Annotated in this window: 16 protein-coding genes and 2 pseudogenes; 11 read left to right on the forward strand and 7 right to left on the reverse strand. The window is 62.1% G+C overall.

Annotated elements, in window-relative coordinates; translation table 11 throughout:
• Positions 1-88: 88 nt before the first annotated feature.
• Entirely contained in the window at positions 89-1,285 is a 1,197-nt protein-coding gene (locus tag ACIPY2_RS09550) for a TIGR01906 family membrane protein (RefSeq protein ID WP_400266128.1), read from the forward strand.
• A gap of 95 nt (positions 1,286-1,380) precedes the next feature.
• Here ACIPY2_RS09550 and ACIPY2_RS09555 read toward each other — a convergent pair whose 3' ends face one another.
• Positions 1,381-3,213 carry an AMP-dependent synthetase/ligase gene (locus ACIPY2_RS09555; RefSeq protein ID WP_400266129.1) on the reverse strand — a complete coding sequence of 611 codons (1,833 nt, stop codon included), beginning with the start codon at positions 3,211-3,213 and terminating at the stop codon, positions 1,381-1,383.
• A gap of 66 nt (positions 3,214-3,279) precedes the next feature.
• On the reverse strand, positions 3,280-4,971 hold the full coding sequence (locus ACIPY2_RS09560) for a dolichyl-phosphate-mannose--protein mannosyltransferase (RefSeq protein ID WP_400266227.1): 1,692 nt from the start codon (positions 4,969-4,971) through the stop codon (positions 3,280-3,282).
• Positions 4,972-5,258: 287 nt separating this feature from the next.
• On the opposite strand from ACIPY2_RS09560, the gene rsmI reads away from it, so the two are divergent.
• Positions 5,259-6,089: a 16S rRNA (cytidine(1402)-2'-O)-methyltransferase gene (gene rsmI / locus ACIPY2_RS09565; protein ID WP_400266228.1), complete on the forward strand. Its 831-nt coding sequence runs from the start codon at positions 5,259-5,261 to the stop codon at positions 6,087-6,089.
• Positions 6,090-6,250: 161 nt separating this feature from the next.
• A complete protein-coding gene (locus ACIPY2_RS09570) occupies positions 6,251-7,732 on the forward strand; it encodes an NAD-dependent succinate-semialdehyde dehydrogenase (protein WP_400266130.1) in 1,482 nt (493 codons plus the stop codon).
• A 577-nt stretch (positions 7,733-8,309) separates the two neighbouring features.
• Here the strand turns inward: ACIPY2_RS09570 and ACIPY2_RS09575 are convergent.
• Positions 8,310-8,433 (reverse strand): annotated as a pseudogene (locus ACIPY2_RS09575) (leucine zipper domain-containing protein); the annotation flags it as partial.
• Positions 8,434-8,725: 292 nt separating this feature from the next.
• Here ACIPY2_RS09575 and ACIPY2_RS09580 point away from each other — a divergent pair.
• Positions 8,726-9,112: a hypothetical protein gene (locus ACIPY2_RS09580; RefSeq protein ID WP_400266131.1), complete on the forward strand. Its 387-nt coding sequence runs from the start codon at positions 8,726-8,728 to the stop codon at positions 9,110-9,112.
• A gap of 387 nt (positions 9,113-9,499) precedes the next feature.
• On the opposite strand, the pseudogene ACIPY2_RS09585 reads toward ACIPY2_RS09580, so the two are convergent.
• The 3 genes and pseudogenes from ACIPY2_RS09585 to ACIPY2_RS09595 all read right to left on the reverse strand — a co-directional run.
• Positions 9,500-9,639, reverse strand: a pseudogene (locus ACIPY2_RS09585) (leucine zipper domain-containing protein); the annotation flags it as partial.
• Positions 9,640-9,793: 154 nt separating this feature from the next.
• Positions 9,794-10,573, reverse strand: a complete 780-nt coding sequence (locus ACIPY2_RS09590) for an RNA-guided endonuclease InsQ/TnpB family protein (RefSeq protein WP_400266132.1) — start codon at positions 10,571-10,573, stop codon at positions 9,794-9,796.
• A complete protein-coding gene (locus ACIPY2_RS09595) occupies positions 10,560-10,844 on the reverse strand; it encodes a hypothetical protein (RefSeq protein WP_400266133.1) in 285 nt (94 codons plus the stop codon). The genes ACIPY2_RS09590 and ACIPY2_RS09595 overlap by 14 nt, the downstream gene beginning before the upstream one ends.
• Before the next feature lie 1,651 nt (positions 10,845-12,495).
• On the opposite strand from ACIPY2_RS09595, the gene ACIPY2_RS09600 reads away from it, so the two are divergent.
• Genes ACIPY2_RS09600 through ACIPY2_RS09625 form a run of 6 tightly spaced genes read left to right on the forward strand, consistent with a single transcriptional unit; the run spans position 12,496 to position 17,084 of the window.
• The gene (locus tag ACIPY2_RS09600; RefSeq protein ID WP_400266134.1) at positions 12,496-13,620 is read left to right on the forward strand and encodes a fatty acid--CoA ligase family protein; all 1,125 of its coding nucleotides are present in this window, start codon (positions 12,496-12,498) and stop codon (positions 13,618-13,620) included.
• Entirely contained in the window at positions 13,617-14,339 is a 723-nt protein-coding gene (locus ACIPY2_RS09605; protein ID WP_400266135.1) for an SDR family NAD(P)-dependent oxidoreductase, read from the forward strand. The genes ACIPY2_RS09600 and ACIPY2_RS09605 overlap by 4 nt, the downstream gene beginning before the upstream one ends.
• Positions 14,333-14,605, forward strand: coding sequence for an acyl carrier protein (locus tag ACIPY2_RS09610; RefSeq protein ID WP_400266136.1), 273 nt, complete (start codon positions 14,333-14,335; stop codon positions 14,603-14,605). Before ACIPY2_RS09605 ends, ACIPY2_RS09610 begins: the two co-directional genes overlap by 7 nt.
• Before the next feature lie 2 nt (positions 14,606-14,607).
• Positions 14,608-15,591 carry an AvrD family protein gene (locus ACIPY2_RS09615; protein WP_400266137.1) on the forward strand — a complete coding sequence of 328 codons (984 nt, stop codon included), beginning with the start codon at positions 14,608-14,610 and terminating at the stop codon, positions 15,589-15,591.
• Between the two features lie 35 nt (positions 15,592-15,626).
• A complete protein-coding gene (locus tag ACIPY2_RS09620) occupies positions 15,627-16,337 on the forward strand; it encodes an AAA family ATPase (protein WP_400266138.1) in 711 nt (236 codons plus the stop codon).
• On the forward strand, positions 16,338-17,084 hold the full coding sequence (locus ACIPY2_RS09625; RefSeq protein ID WP_400266139.1) for a thioesterase II family protein: 747 nt from the start codon (positions 16,338-16,340) through the stop codon (positions 17,082-17,084).
• Here the strand turns inward: ACIPY2_RS09625 and ACIPY2_RS09630 are convergent.
• Positions 17,073-17,486: an ArsR/SmtB family transcription factor gene (locus ACIPY2_RS09630; protein ID WP_400266140.1), complete on the reverse strand. Its 414-nt coding sequence runs from the start codon at positions 17,484-17,486 to the stop codon at positions 17,073-17,075. The genes ACIPY2_RS09625 and ACIPY2_RS09630 overlap by 12 nt on opposite strands.
• Positions 17,487-17,504: 18 nt before the next feature.
• Between ACIPY2_RS09630 and ACIPY2_RS09635 the strand changes: the two genes are divergently transcribed.
• On the forward strand, positions 17,505-18,968 hold the full coding sequence (locus ACIPY2_RS09635; protein ID WP_400266141.1) for an MFS transporter: 1,464 nt from the start codon (positions 17,505-17,507) through the stop codon (positions 18,966-18,968).
• Positions 18,969-18,986: the final 18 nt, after the last annotated feature.

Below are 18,986 nucleotides of genomic sequence, written 5' to 3' on the forward strand. Positions count from 1 at the left end.
ACGTTTCAATCCAGTTGCAGGCGGGGTGGCTCCTGTCTCGGTGCAAGTGCGGACGGTAGGCTCGAATGCAGACAAGAATGCCGGCAGCATGCAGTGGCCGGTTGATGCCTACGGAAGTGAAACCGCTGTGAGCGACAAGAGCCCGAAACCACAAGAACCGGACACGGACGTCCATGACGACGCCGATGAACCGGCCTTCGACTGGATGAAGCCCAAGGCGTCCGGTGGATCCTCCGCGGCCACCGGGCCAAGTGCCAACGCAGCCCCGCCACGGGAGGCCGCAGCCGGTGCGTCTACTGGTGGCCAGCCCGTGACTCCCGCAGGCGGGCAGCCCGGGAGCCGTGCCGACCGCAAGGCCGCCGAAGCCGCCGAAGTCGAGCCGGAGCCCCCGCTCTTCGCCGACACACTGGCCGACCAGCCCACGGCCGGGCAGCCGTCGCACCATTCGGAACCTCTGCCGACGTCGGCCCTCCAAGTCCGTCCGCCGGAGGAGGAAGTCGCCCGACGCAACGCAGAGCGTGAGCAGGCACTGAAGGTCAAGCCGGTAGGACCGCGTGTGTTCCAGGTGCTGTTGGCGGTTTTCTACCCCATCATTCTCCTGGTGCTGGCCGTGCGTGCCGTGACCAGCCCACTGTTCCTGTGGGTGGAGTACAACCGCCCGGGGTTCCCAGGCGACGGTTATGGATTCAGCACCGACGATCGTTTGACTTACGGCTCCTACGCCGTGGACTACCTGAGTAACTGGGCCGGTCCCCGTTATCTTGGTGGACTGGTAAACCAGGACGGCGCCAAGCTGTTCAAGGATTCCGAAGTTTCCCACATGGCCGACGTCAAGTTGGTCATGCTGTCCTCCTTCGGTGCAGGGCTGTTGCTCATCATTCTGAGCATTATCGCCATCATCTATTTGAGGAAGCGCAGCCAAGGCGGTGTGCGGCGGGGCCTCTTCGCCGGCTCGATCGTGACCTTGGTGATTATCATCGGCCTGGCCGTCCTGGCGGTCCTGAGCTGGCAGCAGTTCTTCACCGAGTTCCACCGCATCTTCTTCGCCAACGGCACTTGGACGTTCTCGCTGGAGGACACCCTCATCCGGCTCTTCCCGGGCCAGTTCTGGGTTGACGCCGGGATCGTGATCGGTGCCCTGGTGTTCCTGGCTGCGACCCTGACGTTCATCTTCACCTGGCCTACGCGGCGCAGGCGGGGACTGGTGTCCAAGTCGGCTGATGACGATGCTGCAGAGGAAGAGGGCGAAGACGCCGTGGCTGAAGAAGAGGCTGCCCGCCGCTGAGCGGCTGGCGCCACAACGGCTCAGAGTTGCTGGAGCAGCTCCCGCACTCGCCGGCGTGGAGCCGCTATGCGTTCCCGCGCAACAACTGGTGCCGTTTACTTCGCGTACAGCTTCTCCACCAGCGGTGCGAAATCGTCCATCACAGCGGCCCTCTTCAGTTTCAGCGACGGCGTCAGATGGCCTGATTCGATGCTGAGCTCGGCGTTGATGAAACTGTACTTCCGGATCGATTCGGCAGCGGAGACCAACTTGTTGGCCTCGTCCACGGCAGCTTGGACGGCGGCGCGCACCCGCGCGTCCGAGGACGCCTCCTGCAGTGTCAACTCACCGGTCTTGTTTTCGGCGCACCAGTCCGCCAGGCCCTCCGGATCCAAGCCAATAAGTGCTGCAACAAAGGGGCGCGCCTCGCCCACCACAACGGCTTGGCCTACCAATTGGTGCTCGCGGAGTTTTTCCTCCAAAGGTGCCGGGGCCACATTCTTGCCCCCGGCCGTCACCAGCAGGTCTTTCTTCCTGCCCGTGATGGTCAGGAATCCGTCGGCGTCGAGTTCGCCGAGGTCGCCGGTACGGAAGAATCCGTCAACAAAGGCCTCATCTGTCGCGGCAGGATTGGCATGGTAGCCCTTGAACACGCCAATACCCTTGACCAGCACTTCGCCGTCGGGCGCAACACGGACGGTGGTGCCCGGGAGCGGAATCCCGACTGAGCCAATGCGGGTCATGGACGGAGTGTTCACCGTGCAGGGAGCAGTTGTCTCCGTAAGACCGTAACCCTCCAGGACCGGCACGCCGGCGCCGTGAAAGAAGTGGTTCTCGCGCAGGCTCAACGGGCTGGCACCGGAAACGGTGTAGCCCACCTTCCCGCCAAAAACTTCGCGGACCTTGGGATACAGCAGCTTGTTGAAGGCAGCATGTTTGAGCCGCAGCAACAAACCCGGTCCGGTCCCGCGCCCACGGGCGGCGAGGTCGACCGCCGTCGAATATTCAACGGCTGTGGCTGAAGCCGCGGCAAAGAGGCCCGCCTTTCCGCTCATCGCGGCCTTATGGCCGGCTCCTGCATAGACCTTCTCGAAGATGCGGGGGACCGCCAAGAGGAACGTCGGTTTGAACGCGCCCAAATCCTCCATGAGTCCGCTCGCACCCGCGCTGTGCCCCAAGGTGATCCCTGCTGTCAGGCAAACAACCTGGACTGCCCTGGCAAGAACGTGGGCCAGCGGCAGGAACATCAGGGTCCTGGCGTTCTGCTGCATGAGCAGTTCCGGGAGGAAGGGGATGACGTTGCGTGCCACCAGCACAAAGTTGCCGTGCGTGATTTCGCAGCCTTTGGGCTTGCCGGTGGTGCCGGACGTGTAGACGATCGAGGCAACATCGGAGAGACTGGCCGCGCTTCGTTGCCGCTCGAGCTCGCCATCGGTGATACCGCTCCCGACGGCGGCAAGGCTGGCCAAGTGCGGGGCGTCACCCTCGTGTTCCATCCGGATGATCGTCACCAGATCGTTGGCCAGCGCGGCCGACTTTTCCACGACTCCATGGACCAGCGTCGCTTTCCCCGCATCTTCGACGAATACCCGACGGGCTCCGGAATCCACCAGGATCCATTCGATCTGGCCCGGGGAGGATGTTTCGTAGATCGGCACGGTCACGCCGCCCGCCATCCAGATGGCGAAGTCCACCAGCGTCCATTCAAAGCTCGAATGGGAGAGAACAGCCACAGGGTCGCCGGGATTAAGGCCTCCGGCGATCAGCCCCTTGGCCAGGGCGCTGACGTCCGCAAGGAAACGGGAAGCGTTGACGTTTAACCACCCGTTGGTGGTCTTGTGGGCATACAGTGTCCCGTACGGATCCTTGGCGCACCGTTCCAGAAGAAGGTCCGTCACGTTGGTGTTCGCATCGGCCTCGACCAGAAGCTCAGTGCTTGCTTCCCTCACGACCCTCCTCGATTCCTTGGTTCTGCGGTCTGTCCCGCAGCAATCTCCGTCTTCCCATGGATCAGCCTAGATCCATGAAGGCATCCACATCCTCATCCGCCAGTCCTGGTAGCTGATGACTTCGGCGGTCAGCACCGGATAGAAGAAGGCCGTGGCAATCACCGCGAGCACCACGATCAGCCCCACAACGTACAGTCCCCACCGGCGGCGCCAGGGTGGGTCGCTGCTGCGTCCCAGCGCCAGTCCCAGGACGTAGGTCAGTGCCAGCACCAGGAATGGCTCGAACGAGACCGCGTAGAAGATGAACATGGTGCGTTCCGGATACATGAACCACGGCAGGTAGCCTGCTGCGACGCCAGCCAGGATGGCACCCGCACGCCAGTCCCTCCGGCCTGCCCACCAGAAGAGCAGGATGACCAGCGCAATGGTTCCCCCCCACCACACCACGGGGTTTCCCACCGGCAGGATCGCTGACGAGCAGGTCTCCACCACGCAGCCGGCAGTGCCCTGTTTGGGGGACTGGTAGTAGAACGAGGTTGGCCGGCCCATGATCAGCCACGTCCATGGGCTGGACTCGTAAGGGTGGTCCGAGGACAGTCCCTGATGGAACTTGTAGGCCTCCAGATGGTAGTGCGCCAGGGACCTGACGGAGTTGGGCAGCCAGTCCCAGCCGGGGGACGGGTTGGTGGCGGCCCACTGGCGGTAATAGGCGTCCTTGGAAAGGAACCAGCCGGTCCACGTGGCCACATAAGTCACGCACAAGACGGGGATGATGGTGACGAAGGCCGCCAGGCCGTCCTTGATGATGGCAGCGCTCGCCCAACTCCGGATTCCCGCGATCCGCCGAGCGCTCATGTCCCAGAAAACCGTCAGCAATCCGAAGGCGGCAACGAAGAACAAAGCGGACCATTTGGTTCCGACAGCCAGTCCGAGGCATACGCCTGCAACCAGGCGCCACCAGCGCATGCCGAGCCACGGACCGGACATGAGCTCGACGGCGGACGGTCGGCCATCGCGCGAAGCAGCCGCCTGTGCGGCGAGCCTTGCGGCCAAGCGACGGCGGCCGTCGTCGCGGTCCATCAGCAGCGCACCGAAAGCGGCAAAGAGCCAGAACGCGAGGAAAATGTCCAGGAGGGACGTCCGGGACATCACGAGGTGGTGGCCGTCAACGGCGAGCAGGAGGCCTGCAACTGCTCCCAGGGTGTGGGAGCGGAAGAGCTTGAGTGCGATGAGCGAGACCAGGAAGACCGTCAGCGTCCCTGTGAGTGCAGCGCTGAAACGCCAGCCGAAGGGATTGTCCGAACCGAACAGCCACATGCCGAAGGCGATCATCCATTTGCCCACGGGCGGGTGGACAACGTACTCGGGGGTGTTCAGCAGGACATCCGGATTGCCGATGTTGAAGGAGTCGTTGGCTTTGGCCGGCCAGCTCCTTTCATACCCGCTGATGAGGTATGAGTAGGCGTCCTTGACGTAGTAGGTCTCGTCGAAAACCAAGCTGTGCGGGGTATCGAGGCGGTAGAAGCGCAGGACCCCGCCGAGCAGCGCAGTAAGGGTGGGGATCAGCCAGAACCACAAACGCAGCGACGGCGGGTAGTCCCGCCAGCTTTGGATGCTGCCAATGAGGCGCTGCCTCAGGACCTCCGAAGTAAAGGCTTCGGCGGGGCGTTCGATCCAGCGGTGCCCTTCGAGCCCGCGACCAGCCAGGGGCTTGTTGGTGCCATCGTGTAGCCTTCCGGGAGGCTGCCAAGCAATCAGTTTCCTTACCGGCTCGCGGGTTGTTTTCCCGGCAGGGCTTTGGCCCGCATCGTCGGGCAGGCCCGGCGTCACGGGACTTCCGGACGCGGTTTCAGAAACGTGTGACTGGTTCACCCGCCCATGCTACCTGTCGATTCTTGGCGGCAAGCTGAACTGCTGCCCTGCCCGGCGTGGGCAAGTAGGCTTGGCAGGTGGACGAAGAACGAAGCACCCCCCTCGAGGCCCCCTCGGACGAAGAATTTCCTGATGCCGGGAAGCCCGTGGTCCCAACGGGCGCAACCCCTGGTGTGGGCAGGATCGTCCTCGCTGCAACTCCCATAGGCAATGTGGGAGACGCATCCTCCCGGCTGGTCGAGCTTCTGGGAACCTCGGACATCATTGCGGCCGAAGATACTCGCCGACTGCACCGGCTGGTCCAGTCCCTGGGCGTGGAAGTTTCCGGACGGGTCATCAGCTACCACGAACACAACGAGGCCACCAAGACCGCGGAACTGCTGGACCAGGTTCGCTCCGGAAAAAACATCCTGATGGTGAGCGACGCCGGCATGCCCGCCGTTTCCGACCCCGGCTTCCGATTGGTTGAAGGTGCTGTCGAGGCCGGCCTGACAGTGACTGCAGTTCCCGGACCGTCGGCCGTCCTCACCGCCCTGGCCTTGTCAGGGCTGCCGACGGACCGCTTCTGCTTTGAGGGCTTCCTGCCCCGGAAATCAGGGGAGCGCAACTCCCGGCTGGGGGAGTTGGTGGGCGAACGACGCACCATGGTCTTCTTCGAGGCCCCGCACCGTTTGGAAGTCATGCTTCGGGCCCTTCATGAGCGCTTCGGTGCGGACCGGCGTGCTGCGGTCTGCCGGGAACTGACCAAGACTTACGAGGAAGTCATTCGGGGAAGCCTTCGCGAACTCCTGGAATGGGCGGAAAACAACGAGGTCCGGGGCGAGATCGCCGTGGTGGTTGGCGGTGCGCCTGAACAGGCCGCGGCCAAGCCCGAGGACCACGTTGCTGCCGTGAATGAGCTGGTTTCCCAAGGCATCCGCCTGAAGGAAGCCGTTGCGGCAGTGGCCGACGACCTGCGCATCAGCAAGCGCGAACTCTATGCGGCGGTCCTGGCAGCGCGCTGACAGGCTCTGTGCAGCTGCACAATTTGCGGGTTGCAGGGCAGTGCGCGAAGGCGTAGACACTGCTTCCGGGCGGGCAGTACCGTGGCAGTAATTCAAGCCACTTCTGGCAAGGAACCCTAGTGGTGCAACACTCCAAAAGCACCCAAGACGAAGGAGTCGCCATGACTGTCACGGTTGAACGCGAAAGCGATCTGCTGGCTTCCGTCCCCACTGGCCTGCTGATCAACGGTCAGTGGCGTCCGGCGGGATCCGGAAAGACCTTTGATGTTGAGGACCCGGCCACTGGCAAGGTCCTGCTCAGCATTTCCGACGCCGGCGCTGAGGACGGTGCTGCCGCACTCGACGCAGCAGCTGCTGCCCAGGCCGACTGGGCCCGCACGGCCCCGCGCGAACGCGGAGAAATCCTGCGCCGCGCCTTTGAACTGGTCACGGAGCGGGCTGAAGACTTCGCCCTGCTGATGACCCTCGAAATGGGCAAGCCCCTGGCTGAAGCCCGCGGCGAAGTAACCTACGGCGCAGAGTTCCTGCGCTGGTTCTCCGAGGAAGCCGTCCGTGTTTCGGGCCGCTACTCCGCAGCCCCGGACGGCAAGAACCGCCTCCTGGTCCAGAAGAAGCCCGTGGGTCCCTGCTTGCTGATCACCCCTTGGAACTTCCCGCTGGCCATGGCCACGCGCAAGGTTGCCCCGGCCGTTGCGGCCGGCTGCACCATGGTCCTGAAGCCGGCCAACCTGACCCCGCTGACCAGCCTCCTGTTCGCCCAGGTCATGCAGGAAGCCGGCCTCCCCGCCGGTGTCCTGAACGTCATCCAGACCTCCACCGCCGGGGCCGTGACCGGACCGCTGATCAAGGACGACCGCCTCCGCAAGATCTCCTTCACCGGCTCCACCCCGGTGGGCCAGGCCCTCATCCGTGAAGCCGCGGACAAGGTCCTGCGGACGTCCATGGAACTGGGCGGCAACGCACCGTTCGTCGTGTTCGAGGACGCCGACCTGGACAAGGCCGTCGAAGGCGCCCTCGCGGCCAAGATGCGCAACATGGGCGAGGCCTGCACGGCAGCGAACCGCTTCATTGTGCACGAGTCCATCGCTGATGAGTTCGCTGAGAAGTTCGCAGCGAAGATCGGTTCCCTCACCACGGCCCGCGGTACCGAGCCGGAGTCCAAGGTGGGCCCGCTGATTGACGGCAAGGCCCGCGACGGCGTCCACGCCCTGGTCAGCGAGGCAGTCGCAGGTGGCGCCGAGGCAGTTACCGGTGGTGCCGCCGTCGACGGCCCCGGTTACTTCTACCAGCCCACCGTGCTGAAGAACGTTGCCGAAGGCTCCCGCATCCTCAAGGAAGAGATCTTCGGGCCGGTAGCTCCGATCATCACGTTCTCCTCCGAAGACGACGCCGTCCGCCTGGCCAACAACACCGAATACGGCTTGGTGGCCTACGTCTTCACCAAGGACCTCAACCGGGGCCTGCGCATCAGCGAGAAGCTGGAAACCGGCATGCTCGGCCTGAACGCCGGCGTCATCTCCAACGCCGCCGCACCGTTCGGTGGCGTCAAGCAGTCGGGCCTGGGCCGCGAAGGTGGTTCCGAAGGCATTGAAGAGTACCTCTACACCCAGTACGTAGGTATCGCGGACCCGTACGCCGACTAGGCTTCAAAGGATCCGGCCCGCCGCTCTCGCAACAAGGACGGCAGGCACAAGCAAGGACCCGGGGTTGGAACCACAAGTTCCAACCCCGGGTCCTTCGCTGTTGTCATGCGGGAGCTAGATGTGTTGTCCCGGCAGGTTGGTGACATTCGGGTGATCGGGGTGTCCTTGATGGCGCTGGGGTTTGATGAATCGTTGTTGCGCGCAGATCTGTGTTGCGGCGGACTTTGAATGCGGCGGAGTTTCTGTAGGAGAAGGCGTTATCGGTGGTGATGCGTTCGACTTTTCCGATGCCCCTCCACCGTCAGGGATTCTCCCGGGTTTCTTCAGGTCCACATGGATCAGCTCGCCTGGGTGTTGGCGTTCGTGGCGGACCCCCGTTATCCCGGGTTGCCCGGATGAACGCCCCGGTATAACGGGGGCGCAGGCATCGGGGGGCGGTAGGCTGCGTCGGACAAGGATCCGCGAGATCGTTCGTTCGGAGACCCTGGTGGCTCGGCTCAACCGCGCCGGCCCACATCTGAGTTCTGTCCGGGCCGCGACCGCAGCGTTCCCCACTCGGAACAGGTCTTGGACGGACTCCTGTGAGGACGGCTGGATCTGTCGAGAAGGCCGGACTCAGCCTCGGCCCGGAACCGTTATACCCAGCGGTGGGCGCATTGCCGGGAAATACCCAATTCCTTGTCCACGTGGGCAACCGGCCGCTGATCACCATCGCCCTCTTAACGAGAAGACGATGCGTCGCATGGGAAATCTATCGCCAGATTCTAACCCTTTTGCAGCACCTGGCATCACGCTGCCGAACAACTCAGCCGGTGGCCCTCCAACCTCTCCCGCATAGAACGAGGGATCGCCAGAGACGACCACTTATCCCAAACGTATCGACAATGGCTCACCCACCAGCAACTCCCCAAGCATGTGAGCAGGCAGCAAAATAACGTGCTCGCCGTGATTTACTGACCGGGAGCAAAACGCGCATATTGGGGGACTGGAACCATGGATTACAACGACTTCGAGTTTGTCGCGTTCTGCATTCTGTCGAGCGCCCCGGTCCTTTTCCTGATTACAGCCGGAATCATCGCACACCACAGGTCGGCCAAAGGATGGATTCCCGGGTACCTGATCGTGGGCATCCTTAGCTGCTCCCTCTACGCCATGGTTGCTGGACGTTTGGCCGCACAACTGTTCCCGCCGCCGTACGTCCCCGGCCTGTCCGAAGGCCGGGGGCTGGACCTACGAGGAGTGGGCTTTTTCGTCGGAGCATGGATCGGTGCCATCGCAGGCGTTGTTGGCGCACTGATAACTGCTGCTGGCTCGTCACTTACACTGCGGTTTCGGCGCCGCCAAGAGCTTGGTTTGCCAGCAGGCCATCCCGGGTCATGATGTATCGGTAGGACGGCGCTGCAGTCCTGCTGCAGTGAAGCTTCAAAACGCACCATCAGCACCTCACCGTTACGGACCCTGGAGCTGCGCCAGCGAGCCAGCGGAAAGGTCGGGCGACGCAGCGCTGCCCACTGGTGCCCTCGAATCCAACCGAAGCTATGGCGACGCTGTTGGCTTCCGTACATCAGGGGCACGGCAAAAGCCCAACCGCTCCGCTGCTTTTCCCGCACACGTGAACGACGGGACCCACCCGACGCCTGCACACAACCACCGCGGACACGTCACCTACAGCCAGCGGTGGCCATGCACAGCCTCACCTTCGGGCAGCCACCAACGGGAAAGTTCCCCGTGGTCCAACACCACCGCCGCTCGGAACAGGTCTTGGGACGGACTCCTGTGAGGGCGGCTGGATCTGTCCAGAAGGCCGGACTCAGCCTCGGCCCGGAACCGTTTTACCCAGCGGTGGGTGCATTGCCGGCAAATACCCAATTCCTTGGCCACGTAGGCAACCGGCCTCTGATCACCATCGCACTCTCAACGAGAAGAAATCTCCCGTGAATGGTCAAGCGGGCATTTAGCGTGGGACATGAGGACCTCCGTGGCCGTGAAGATGTCAGATACCTCTCCACTAAAGCCTGTCGAACAATTCGTTCGGCAGCGCCCTTCTCGGGCGTCCTTTGATCAGGCTGCCGTCTGGTCGCGGGTTCCTGCGTCATCCGGGATCTTTTCGCCGTCACGGGTCTGGCGGCCAGAGCGTTCCTGTCGGCAGGCGTTGTTCTCCCGGCCCCGTGCTTCGGGGTCCGGGGCCTGGGCATGGTGCTTCTGGACCCAGGCGGCGAGGTTGACCGCGGCATTCAAATCGCGGTCGATGATGAGCCCGCAGTCCCCGCAGCGGTAGGTCCTCTCGCCCAGGGCCAGGCTGGCGCGGGGGTGGCCGCACCGGGAGCAGGTCTTGGACGAGGGGAACCACCGGTCGACCAGGATGAGTTCCCCGTTCCTCCAGGCCTGTTTGAAGGCCAGTTGGCGGGCGAGCTCGGCCCAGGCCGCGTCGGCGATCGGGGCGGCGAGGGCGTGGTGGGCAAGCATCCCTGCCACGTTCAGGTCTTCGATGGCGAGCCGGGCGTGGGTCTTGGCCAGCTCGTTCGATGCCTGGTGGAGGAAGTGTTGCCCGCGGTTGCGGGTCTTCTCGTGGTGGCGGCGAGCCGGGTCATGGCTTTGGCCCTGTTCTTGGATCCCTTCTTCTTCCGGGACACCGCTTTGGACAGGCGGCTGGTCTTGGGCTGGGCGCTTCTGGCCGCTCGCGGGGCGGAATCGATGCGGAAGGTTTCCTCCCCGTCTGCCGTGGCGGCGACGACCGCGGCGGACAGGCCCCGGTCCACCCCAACCCACGGCGCATCGTTCTCGGTGTCGTGGCGGCGGGCGGGGTTCAGGTCTGCGGCCTTGACGTTCAGGGACACCCACCAGCGCCCCGCGTGGCGGGAGACGGTGGCGCGAACAGGACCCGGCCCCGGCCGGTGGCCAGGAGCTGCCGCAGCGGACGGGTGTCCTCGCGGACCCGCAGGGCCCCGATCCCGGGCAGGGTCACCGAGCGCGGATCGGCGTCCCCGATCCTCATGGCCGAGCGGATCGTGCCGTCCTTGGCACGGCTGGTCTTGTTCCGGAGCCGGAACGAGCCGTGGTTCGGGTTCTTCTTCTTGAACCGGGGCCGGACGCGCTGAGCGGGGGAGCTCAAGATCAAGCCGGGCACCGTTCGCCGTGGCGCTGCCGCCTCGGGCGAAGCCCAGCGCCTCCTGAAGGAAGCTACGGATGCTACAAGCGTCGAAGACGTGACACGGATCGCCCTGGGGCGGCCAAGTCTCAGCAGCCCAGGCGGTGAGTCGCCCACAGTACGCGCACGCGTACCGGAAGCTCTGAAGAAGGCTGTCACCGCCCTCGCGGCCCAAAACCATCTAAGCGAATCCGACATCGTAAGCCAAGCCCTTGAGGCCTTCATAGCAACCCGAACCGATTCCCGGGCCCCTCGCCAGGCATAAACCGTTCCGGGGTTGATCTGATCCCCGACGGAAGCCCTTCATGGCTGCAGGTTCAGCACGCAAAACGCTCCGCTTGGTACACGGCGTCTTCGCGGTACGCCTTCAGGACAAAAGGACCGGAGCAGCCGTGGGAGAACACCGAGCACTACACCAATCGTGTGAAGCGCGACCGTTTCACCCCCGAGATTCTTGAGTCGTACTGCAGGAAGCTCGGAATAGATGTATTCAACCTTGCTTTCTATTCGGGGCCCTCAGTGTTCACGGAGCGCAACTTCGCACGCAGCCGGATGCATCCGCCGCAACCGCAATCGTGAAGCGGTTCCGTCTGCCCTGGCAGAATCGAACACCACTTATGTTCCATGGTGCAAATTCAATCCACCCTGCAGGTACGTTCAACCCCCCGTCCAGAGCGCGGACGTGTCATGGTTACGTCTAGGCCCACCTGCCTCGTGGAGCTCGGCAAGGAAGTCCCCGTCCGAGTCTGGGTTCTCAAACGTCATCAAAAGCGGCAGCCTGATGATGACGGCCGTATAGCCGCGGGCGCCGGCTGAGATCCACACTTGACCCGTGCCAAGGACTGCGCCCAATCGCGCCCGAGACGTGGGCGGACAGTTTCCCTCAAACCAGCCAACGATGAGCACATTCCCTTTCGCTAAGAGCGCAGTGGGTTCTTCAACCGCTTGATCGTCACAGCTACCAAACAGCGACTCATATACGGCAAAGGCATCAAGAACAAGCACCCACCCCAAAGACCACAACGCAGCTCAGTGATTGGCCGTCACGATTCGAGGCTATTCGTCACATAGGGGCAAGGGAGTGGCCGTCTTCGATGACCAGAGCTCCGTAGATGGCTACCCCGGGTTGGGCATACCACCTTTCAGACGTAGCCGCCATGAACTGCATGGGAATCAGCTGAGAAAAGGGAATTAAAAGGATGTTAGACCGCCCGAAGCGCTTGACTTATAGTTTGATAAACGTCAAAGTGTTTTTCTGTCGGGGCCCGCTAGACCCGAAAGCCTTAGATCGTAACGCCCGTAGCGTTCGGCCTACCAGGCTAAGGGGCGGGGCGACTTTCTAAAACCCCCGGAACGATCTGAAGGCATCCATGATCTGTCTCTTTGAAGGGAGAGCTATGTCCAGAGCAACCCTGTTATTGGAAAAACTGGAAGATTTCGCGGATTCAGACGCGATCGTGTCCGAAGATGAGACAACGAGCTACCGGGAACTGCTCGATGGCGTCCAAGCCGTGCGACATAAACTGGAGTGTGCGGGGGTAGGTGCCGGAAGTGTGGTCTCTTGGAGGCCGCGCATTCTGCCAGAGCGTCAGAGGTGCTACTTGCCCTGGCAGAAATGGGCGCTATTGCTGTGCCGATTACTAATGCCCCTGAGGGGAAGAAGCAGGAGTTCCACGACGTCGGCCAGATCGAGTGGGCCGTGGAAATCGCAGGCGCGGACACTCAGATTTCCCGAACCGGCCGCACCGCTGACCACCCGCTCTATTCCGGACTCCGGGCGTGTTCAACTCCGGGTCTAGTGCTCTTCAGTTCTGGCACTACGGGCCGTAGCAAGGCTTCGGTGCTGAACATGGACCGGATACTCGGGCGGTACGCCGAACGCCGACGGGCTCAATGCACCCTGTCCTTTCTGAATTTGGATCACATTGGGGGTATCAACACTCTCCTTCATACGCTCAGCCAGGGCGGGACGGTCGTCACGATTCCGCATCGTTCCCCTAAAGAGGTCTTCGAGTCGATTGAACGGCATAAGGTCTCCGTGCTTCCAACCACGCCAACATTTCTGACCATGACGCTCATCTCTGGCGCTCATCTCTCCCACGACACCACCAGTCTGGAGATGATCACCTATGGCACCGAACCGATGCCCCAGCAGACCCTTGACCGCCTTTCGACGGACATGCCGGGCGTCCGTTTGAAGCAGACCTACGGCCTGTCTGAACTAGGGATCATGGCAACGAAATCGAAGTCCAATGACTCCCTCTGGGTCAAGCTCGGAGGCGATGACTTTGTCTACAAGGTGGTCGACGGGGTGCTATGGATCAAGTCCGAGCTTGCGATGCTGGGCTATCTGAACGCCGACGCCCCGTTCGACGACGAAGGCTATTTCAACACGCAAGACTCCGTCGAAGTCGACGGTGAGTATCTTCGCATCCTCGGCAGGACATCGGAGATCATCAACGTCGGAGGAGAGAAGGTATACCCCAACGAGGTGGAGTCCGTACTCCTGGAGATGGCCAACGTTGCCGACGTCACCGTCTCGGGTCGAAGCAACCCTGTCATGGGCAATGTCGTGGACGCTGTCATCAGACTCATCGAACCTGAAGACCTCCAGTCCCTGCGTCTGCGCGTCGACGCTCACTGCCGCACACGTCTCGAGCCGTTCAAGGTTCCCGCCGCGATCTCCATCAGCACAGGCGACCACCACAGTGACCGTTTCAAAAAGGTTCGGGTCCGATGAAGGTCGCCTTGGTTACAGGGGGAAGCCGAGGACTCGGCGCTGCGATCTGCCAGCAACTGCTAGAAGATGGTTGGGCCGTGGAATCTACCAGCCGCTCGAAAACTGACTTTGTTATTGAGGCCACCGCCGCCTGGCCCGAGAGATTTCACTGGGAACAGGCCGACCTAAACCTGCCAGGGGCCGCAAAAGCGACAGCGCGCGCCGCAGTGACACGGTTTGGGCGCATCGACGCGCTGGTGAACAACATGGGGGTTCTGCGGCAGGAATTGTTTCTGACCATTGCGCCGGAGATGGTCGAAAGTCAAGTCCGAACGAACCTGCTTTCACCGATCTTTGCCGCCCAAGCGTGCGCACGCGTCATGGCGCAGCAGGGTGCCGGCACAATCCTGAACGTCTCGTCTATCAACGCCATCAGAGGTCATTCGGGAGTCGCAGCGTACTCCGCGGCGAAGGCTGGTCTTGACGGACTGACCAGAAGTCTCGCAAGAGAACTCGGAAGTCAGGGAATCCGCGTCAACTCGATCGTCCCGGGGTTCTTCGAAAGCGAGCTCAGTTCTGGGGTTACGGCCCAGAACCGCGATCGCATCGCGCGGCGCACGCCGCTCGGACGTCTGGGGACGATCGCCGACGCAGTAAGCGCGGCCTGTTTTCTACTTTCCGATCGTGCCTCATTCATCACAGGCCAAACACTTACCGTCGACGGAGGACTGACATGCTGACAAAAACTACTGTCGTTGAGGCAATCAACACTGAAATCCGGGGGCTTCTCGGGGACGCTTTGGATGAAGACGACATCCTGAAAGGCGCCGATACCTTCCAGCGTATCGGCCTGAACTCGCTCATGCTTGCACGACTAGTCATCAGTCTCGAGACCGAGTTGGGCGTCGACCCCTTCACCCAGGGTAAGTCCATCGTCGACGTGCACAATCTCGAAGATCTTTGGACCGCCTACGACGAGGCCCTCGCCCAGGAGGGAAAGCGCTGAAAGTGGACACGCTAGCTGTGGACGATATCGACGAATACCTCGGCCCCGCAGAGTCACGATTCTTCGGGTCAGGATACCGAAAGGCCGAACACTCGTTGAGCCGGTTGACCTACGAGAAGGAAGCAATTTGCGGCACCCTGACCGTGCGCTACCCAGCTGACTGGTCGAAGAAGAAGGCGGGAATAGACCTGCGTCCGCACCTTTCAACCGTGGACACGATGGTCCTCGCCGTCGACCTAACGGATGCACTTTTGGTCATGGCGCTCCATCTCACCCCCGAGCAGCGCGCGGCCTCCCGAATCTGCAAGATCGTCATTCAGGCCGGTACCAGACCTGAGGAGGATCTCGGAGCAGTGCCGGTCGAAGCACGCGTTCTCCGAACGAAGGCGTTGGACGGAGGATTCGCCGAAACCACATGCATGATCACGGTCGGTCAGATGCGGGCCCGATGCACTATCGCTCACCCGGGCCACGTTGTCTCGCAGAATGCTTTCGAAGTTTCATTCGACCTGGCCACCGTGCTAGGCCCCAGAAAGCACCGGTATTGGGGGGAAGGATTCAGGAACGGCCAACAGAGCATCCGTTCGGTGTTCGCCGACATCGGCTTGTGCACCGCCGATGCGCTCATTGGAGTCGACGAGGTCCCGGCCCACGTCGTTTCCGGCATTGGCGGCAGACCCAAAGGACCGACTCCGGTCGACGCCTTTGTCGGCATTCTTCAACTCGTCCAAGTCCTCCTCTACGAGATGGATGGCGTCCCCAGAACAGAGTCCAACACTCTCTGGATGCAGCAGACAGTCATCGAAGTGTCACCTGACACAGCTCCCGGCCGGCAACTCACCGCGGCGATCACCGATTCTCGTCTTATAGACATGCCGGACGGCAAGTGGCGGAACGTGGAATTTGAGGGCTCACTGGGTGCCATCCGTCAGAGGAGCCTGTTCGCCCACAGGCTACCGGAATCTGTGACGGCCCCTGCCGCCTAAGCGATCCCTCGACCCGCTCCTGAAAGGAACTTCTAATGAAACTCTCCATCTCCGGCACATACTCGGCAGGCAAGACCTCAACAGTGATCGCCCTCGCCCACTACACGGGAATGCCTCGCACCTTGGCGAAAACAATCCGGGAGATCATGCCCCACGCGCTTCCCGGCAAGAAGCTCGCCGAGGTGACCCCAGCCGAGTACCTCCAAATTGCCATGCGCCGGCACACCGGACGCGCCGTTGCCGAAGCAGTCCTCGGTGATCAATTCATTTCCGACGGCTCATCCCTACAGGAATGGATTTATGGCGCTGCCCGGGTCCGATTCGGAATGAACCCAAGCTCTACGGCCGACATCGAAGAAATCAGCCGAGAGGATCTTACACAGGAGATGCTCTTCTTCGAGGCAGTGATCGACCAGTTCGGCCATGCGTTCCGACAGCACGTCAAAGACACGTACACGGCGTTCGTCCACCTAGAGAACGAACGACCGCTAACCAACGACGGGCACCGGCCCATGAATGAGCGCTTCCGAACCTTCTGCGACGAGATGCTCATGCAAACAGTCGAGAGACTCGACATCCCGTGCTGGCATATCAAGGGCACCATGGAGGAACGGCTCGAGACGATAACCAGCCGCTTCAATCTCCCCACTGTCATGCCGCTGGCTGAAGCCGTTGCCTTGATGGAAGCCGACTACGCAGCAATCGACCAGCGGCTCGAGAACGAGCGCCAGAAAGCAAGGGCCTGAGTGGTCACCCTCTTCTGCTTCGCCTACGCCGGAGGCGTCGCGAGTGAGGCCTTCTCGAAATGGCAGGAACTTCTTGGTCCGGAGGTCACCATCGTCCCCCTGGACTACCCTGGACGCGGTCAGCGACACCTCGACGCCCACGCCACTTGCTCTCTGGATCTCGTCCGGGAAATGGCAGACACTGTGCGGCGCATGCTGGACCCGAACACTCATTGGGCTGTCTTCGGACACAGCATGGGAGCGATGGTGGCCTACGAGGTCGCACGGCTGCTTAGCCGCGACCCGTCGGTCCCGGACCCGGCAGTCGTATTCGTCTCGGGAAGGAGACCACCTGGAGATAGCCCACTTTCCGGTCCCCTTCCGATTGACGAGAACGCTCTGATCAAGGCGGCCGCAAGTTGGGGCGGAATCCCGCCAGAATTCATCATGAAACCGCATTTGCAGCCGCTCATCACAGAGAAATTGCGGATCGACCTGGCACTGGGAACGCATCCAGGACTCGACCTACCGCCCCTGAAATGCCCTGTCCGCGTACTCAGTGGCACCAGCGACCCCCTCGTGGACGTCTTCCAACTTTCCCGGTGGTCGGAGACGACCCTTGAGCACACCGGAATTCATCTATTCGAGGGCGATCACTTCTTCATTCGGCCGGGCCTCCAGCGGGTCCTGGGTGTAGTGCTGGAAGCACTTCGAAACGAGTGCGGACTCAGCGGATCACGCGTAGTTCCGGAGGCACTACCGATCTGAGGTGGCGGACCCGCTGAATGTGTCTTGCAAGACAGAGCCGAGCAAGCCAGGGAAGCGGGTGTCCAGCTCATCGCGCCGTAAGGACGTCATACGTTGCCGACCGACTTCACGTTGATGGATGATGCCGGCCTCGCGAAGGATCTTGAAATGATGGCTGAGTGTTGAGGGCGTGACGTCGACCGGGAACGTCCCGCACGCTTTCTCCGCACTGTTGGCCAGATGGGCAACCAATACGAGTCGGGTGCGGTCACCCAGCGCCTTGAGCACATCCAGGATCTGAACGTTTTCGATATCGGGTTGTTCCAGGGAGCGTCCGTCGTTACCCATAAGCTGTTTCACCAATCTGTTGCTTCGATAAGCATCGTATGGTCTCATGGTCAAAGTCAATTGTTCGATAATCATCGAAGTGAAGGAGGCGGTATGAGTAACGCACTGCCCACAGAATCTCCAAAGGTGGCCTCCCCGGTCGCGAGTGAAGGCTTTGCACACCGCCGTGTGATGCTTCCGGTTGTCTTGGTGGCGATGTTCATGGCCCAGTTCGATCTGTACGTCGTAAATGTTGCCCTCCCCGTCCTGCAGCACGAGCTGAGCGCCTCCGACGCGGAACTTCAACTCGTCGTTGGCGGATACGCGTTTACCTACGCTGCCGGCCTTGTCACGGGGGGGCGTCTGGGTGACCACTACGGTCACGGTCGAATGTTCACAGTGGGCATGAGCCTGTTCGGCGTGGCCTCGCTCGCTTGTGGGTTGGCTCCCGGATCTGGCTGGCTCGTCGCATTCCGACTGATCCAGGGGCTTACCGCTGCTCTGATGGTGCCGCAGGTGCTCGCGCTGATCACCTCGGCATTCCCGCCAGCCGAGCGACCTAAAGCACTGTCCTGGTTCGGCGTCACCATGGGAGTCGGGGCCGTCGCAGGGCAGGTCTTGGGCGGGGTACTCCTCCAGATAAGCGCAGGCACAAACGGATGGCGGACCATTTTCCTGATCAATGTCCCCATCGCGATAGTTACGATCCTTATTGGGCGAAAGAATCTTCCCACGGCCGCCAGAAAGGCCGTCTCCCGTTTCGACCTGACCGGTGTCGGACTCCTGACACTGAGCCTCGCACTGATCCTCTTCCCATTGGTTGTCGGGCGCGCAGCAGGATGGCCATGGTGGGCGAGCGCCCTTCTCATCCTCGCGCTACCAACAATCGCCGCGACGCTGTGGTGGGAGCGGCGCGTGGAACGGACAGGACAAGCCCCCATCCTGCCTCTGGAACTCTTCCGGGAGAAGGCTTTCAATCTTGGGCTGGGTATCTCCGTCGTGCTCTTCTCGGCATTCTTCAGTTTCGTCTTCTGCCTCACCCTGGTATTGCAAAACGGCCTCGGACTGACCCCACTGATGGCAGGGCTCACTTTCGGCCCGCTCGGAGTGGCCTTCGCAGTGGCCTCCATGGCGGCGCGCCCCTATATCGCGCGCCACGGAGCCAAAGTCATCGTCGTGGGAGCACTGATCGTGGCAGCAGGGTTGCTCGCACTAGAGCTTTTGCTGGCCTATTCCAACGATGCACCGACGGCATGGGAGTTGGCTATCCCAATGGCTGTAGTCGGCTTCGGCAACGGCACCGCAGTGCCAGCAGTGATCGGCCAAGTCTTGGCCCGGATCAAACCAGTACGCGCGGGGGCGGCCTCTGGGATTCTCACCACGGCCCAGCAGTTCTCTAGCGCTCTCGGCATTGCCATTATCGGCGGTGTATTCCTCCTGGAGCTCAGCACGCGGTTCACGCTCGCCGCCCACGCCTCAGCCCTGGGCGTTGCGGCGTGGTGGGATACCGGCCTCGTGGCCGTTGGCTTGGCGCTGAGCCTGCTTCTGGCCGGCACGACAAAGGCTCCGAAGGGATGACCAGACAGCATCAGCCTA

Origin of the sequence: Paenarthrobacter sp. NPDC089675, from assembly GCF_044749185.1 — a bacterium.
Taxonomy (GTDB): Bacteria; Actinomycetota; Actinomycetes; order Actinomycetales; family Micrococcaceae; genus Arthrobacter.

Excerpts from the sequence above, each read along its gene's own strand:
- ACIPY2_RS09610 (WP_400266136.1), top strand. The coding sequence starts at position 14,333 with ATGCTGACAAAAACTACTGTCGTTGAGGCAATCAACACTGAAATCCGG.
- ACIPY2_RS09630 (WP_400266140.1), bottom strand. The coding sequence starts at position 17,486 with ATGATTATCGAACAATTGACTTTGACCATGAGACCATACGATGCTTAT.
- ACIPY2_RS09600 (WP_400266134.1), top strand. The coding sequence starts at position 12,496 with ATGGGCGCTATTGCTGTGCCGATTACTAATGCCCCTGAGGGGAAGAAG.
- ACIPY2_RS09620 (WP_400266138.1), top strand. The coding sequence starts at position 15,627 with ATGAAACTCTCCATCTCCGGCACATACTCGGCAGGCAAGACCTCAACA.
- ACIPY2_RS09635 (WP_400266141.1), top strand. The coding sequence starts at position 17,505 with ATGAGTAACGCACTGCCCACAGAATCTCCAAAGGTGGCCTCCCCGGTC.
- ACIPY2_RS09580 (WP_400266131.1), top strand. The coding sequence starts at position 8,726 with ATGGATTACAACGACTTCGAGTTTGTCGCGTTCTGCATTCTGTCGAGC.
- ACIPY2_RS09605 (WP_400266135.1), top strand. The coding sequence starts at position 13,617 with ATGAAGGTCGCCTTGGTTACAGGGGGAAGCCGAGGACTCGGCGCTGCG.
- ACIPY2_RS09570 (WP_400266130.1), top strand. The coding sequence starts at position 6,251 with ATGACTGTCACGGTTGAACGCGAAAGCGATCTGCTGGCTTCCGTCCCC.
- ACIPY2_RS09550 (WP_400266128.1), top strand. The coding sequence starts at position 89 with ATGCAGTGGCCGGTTGATGCCTACGGAAGTGAAACCGCTGTGAGCGAC.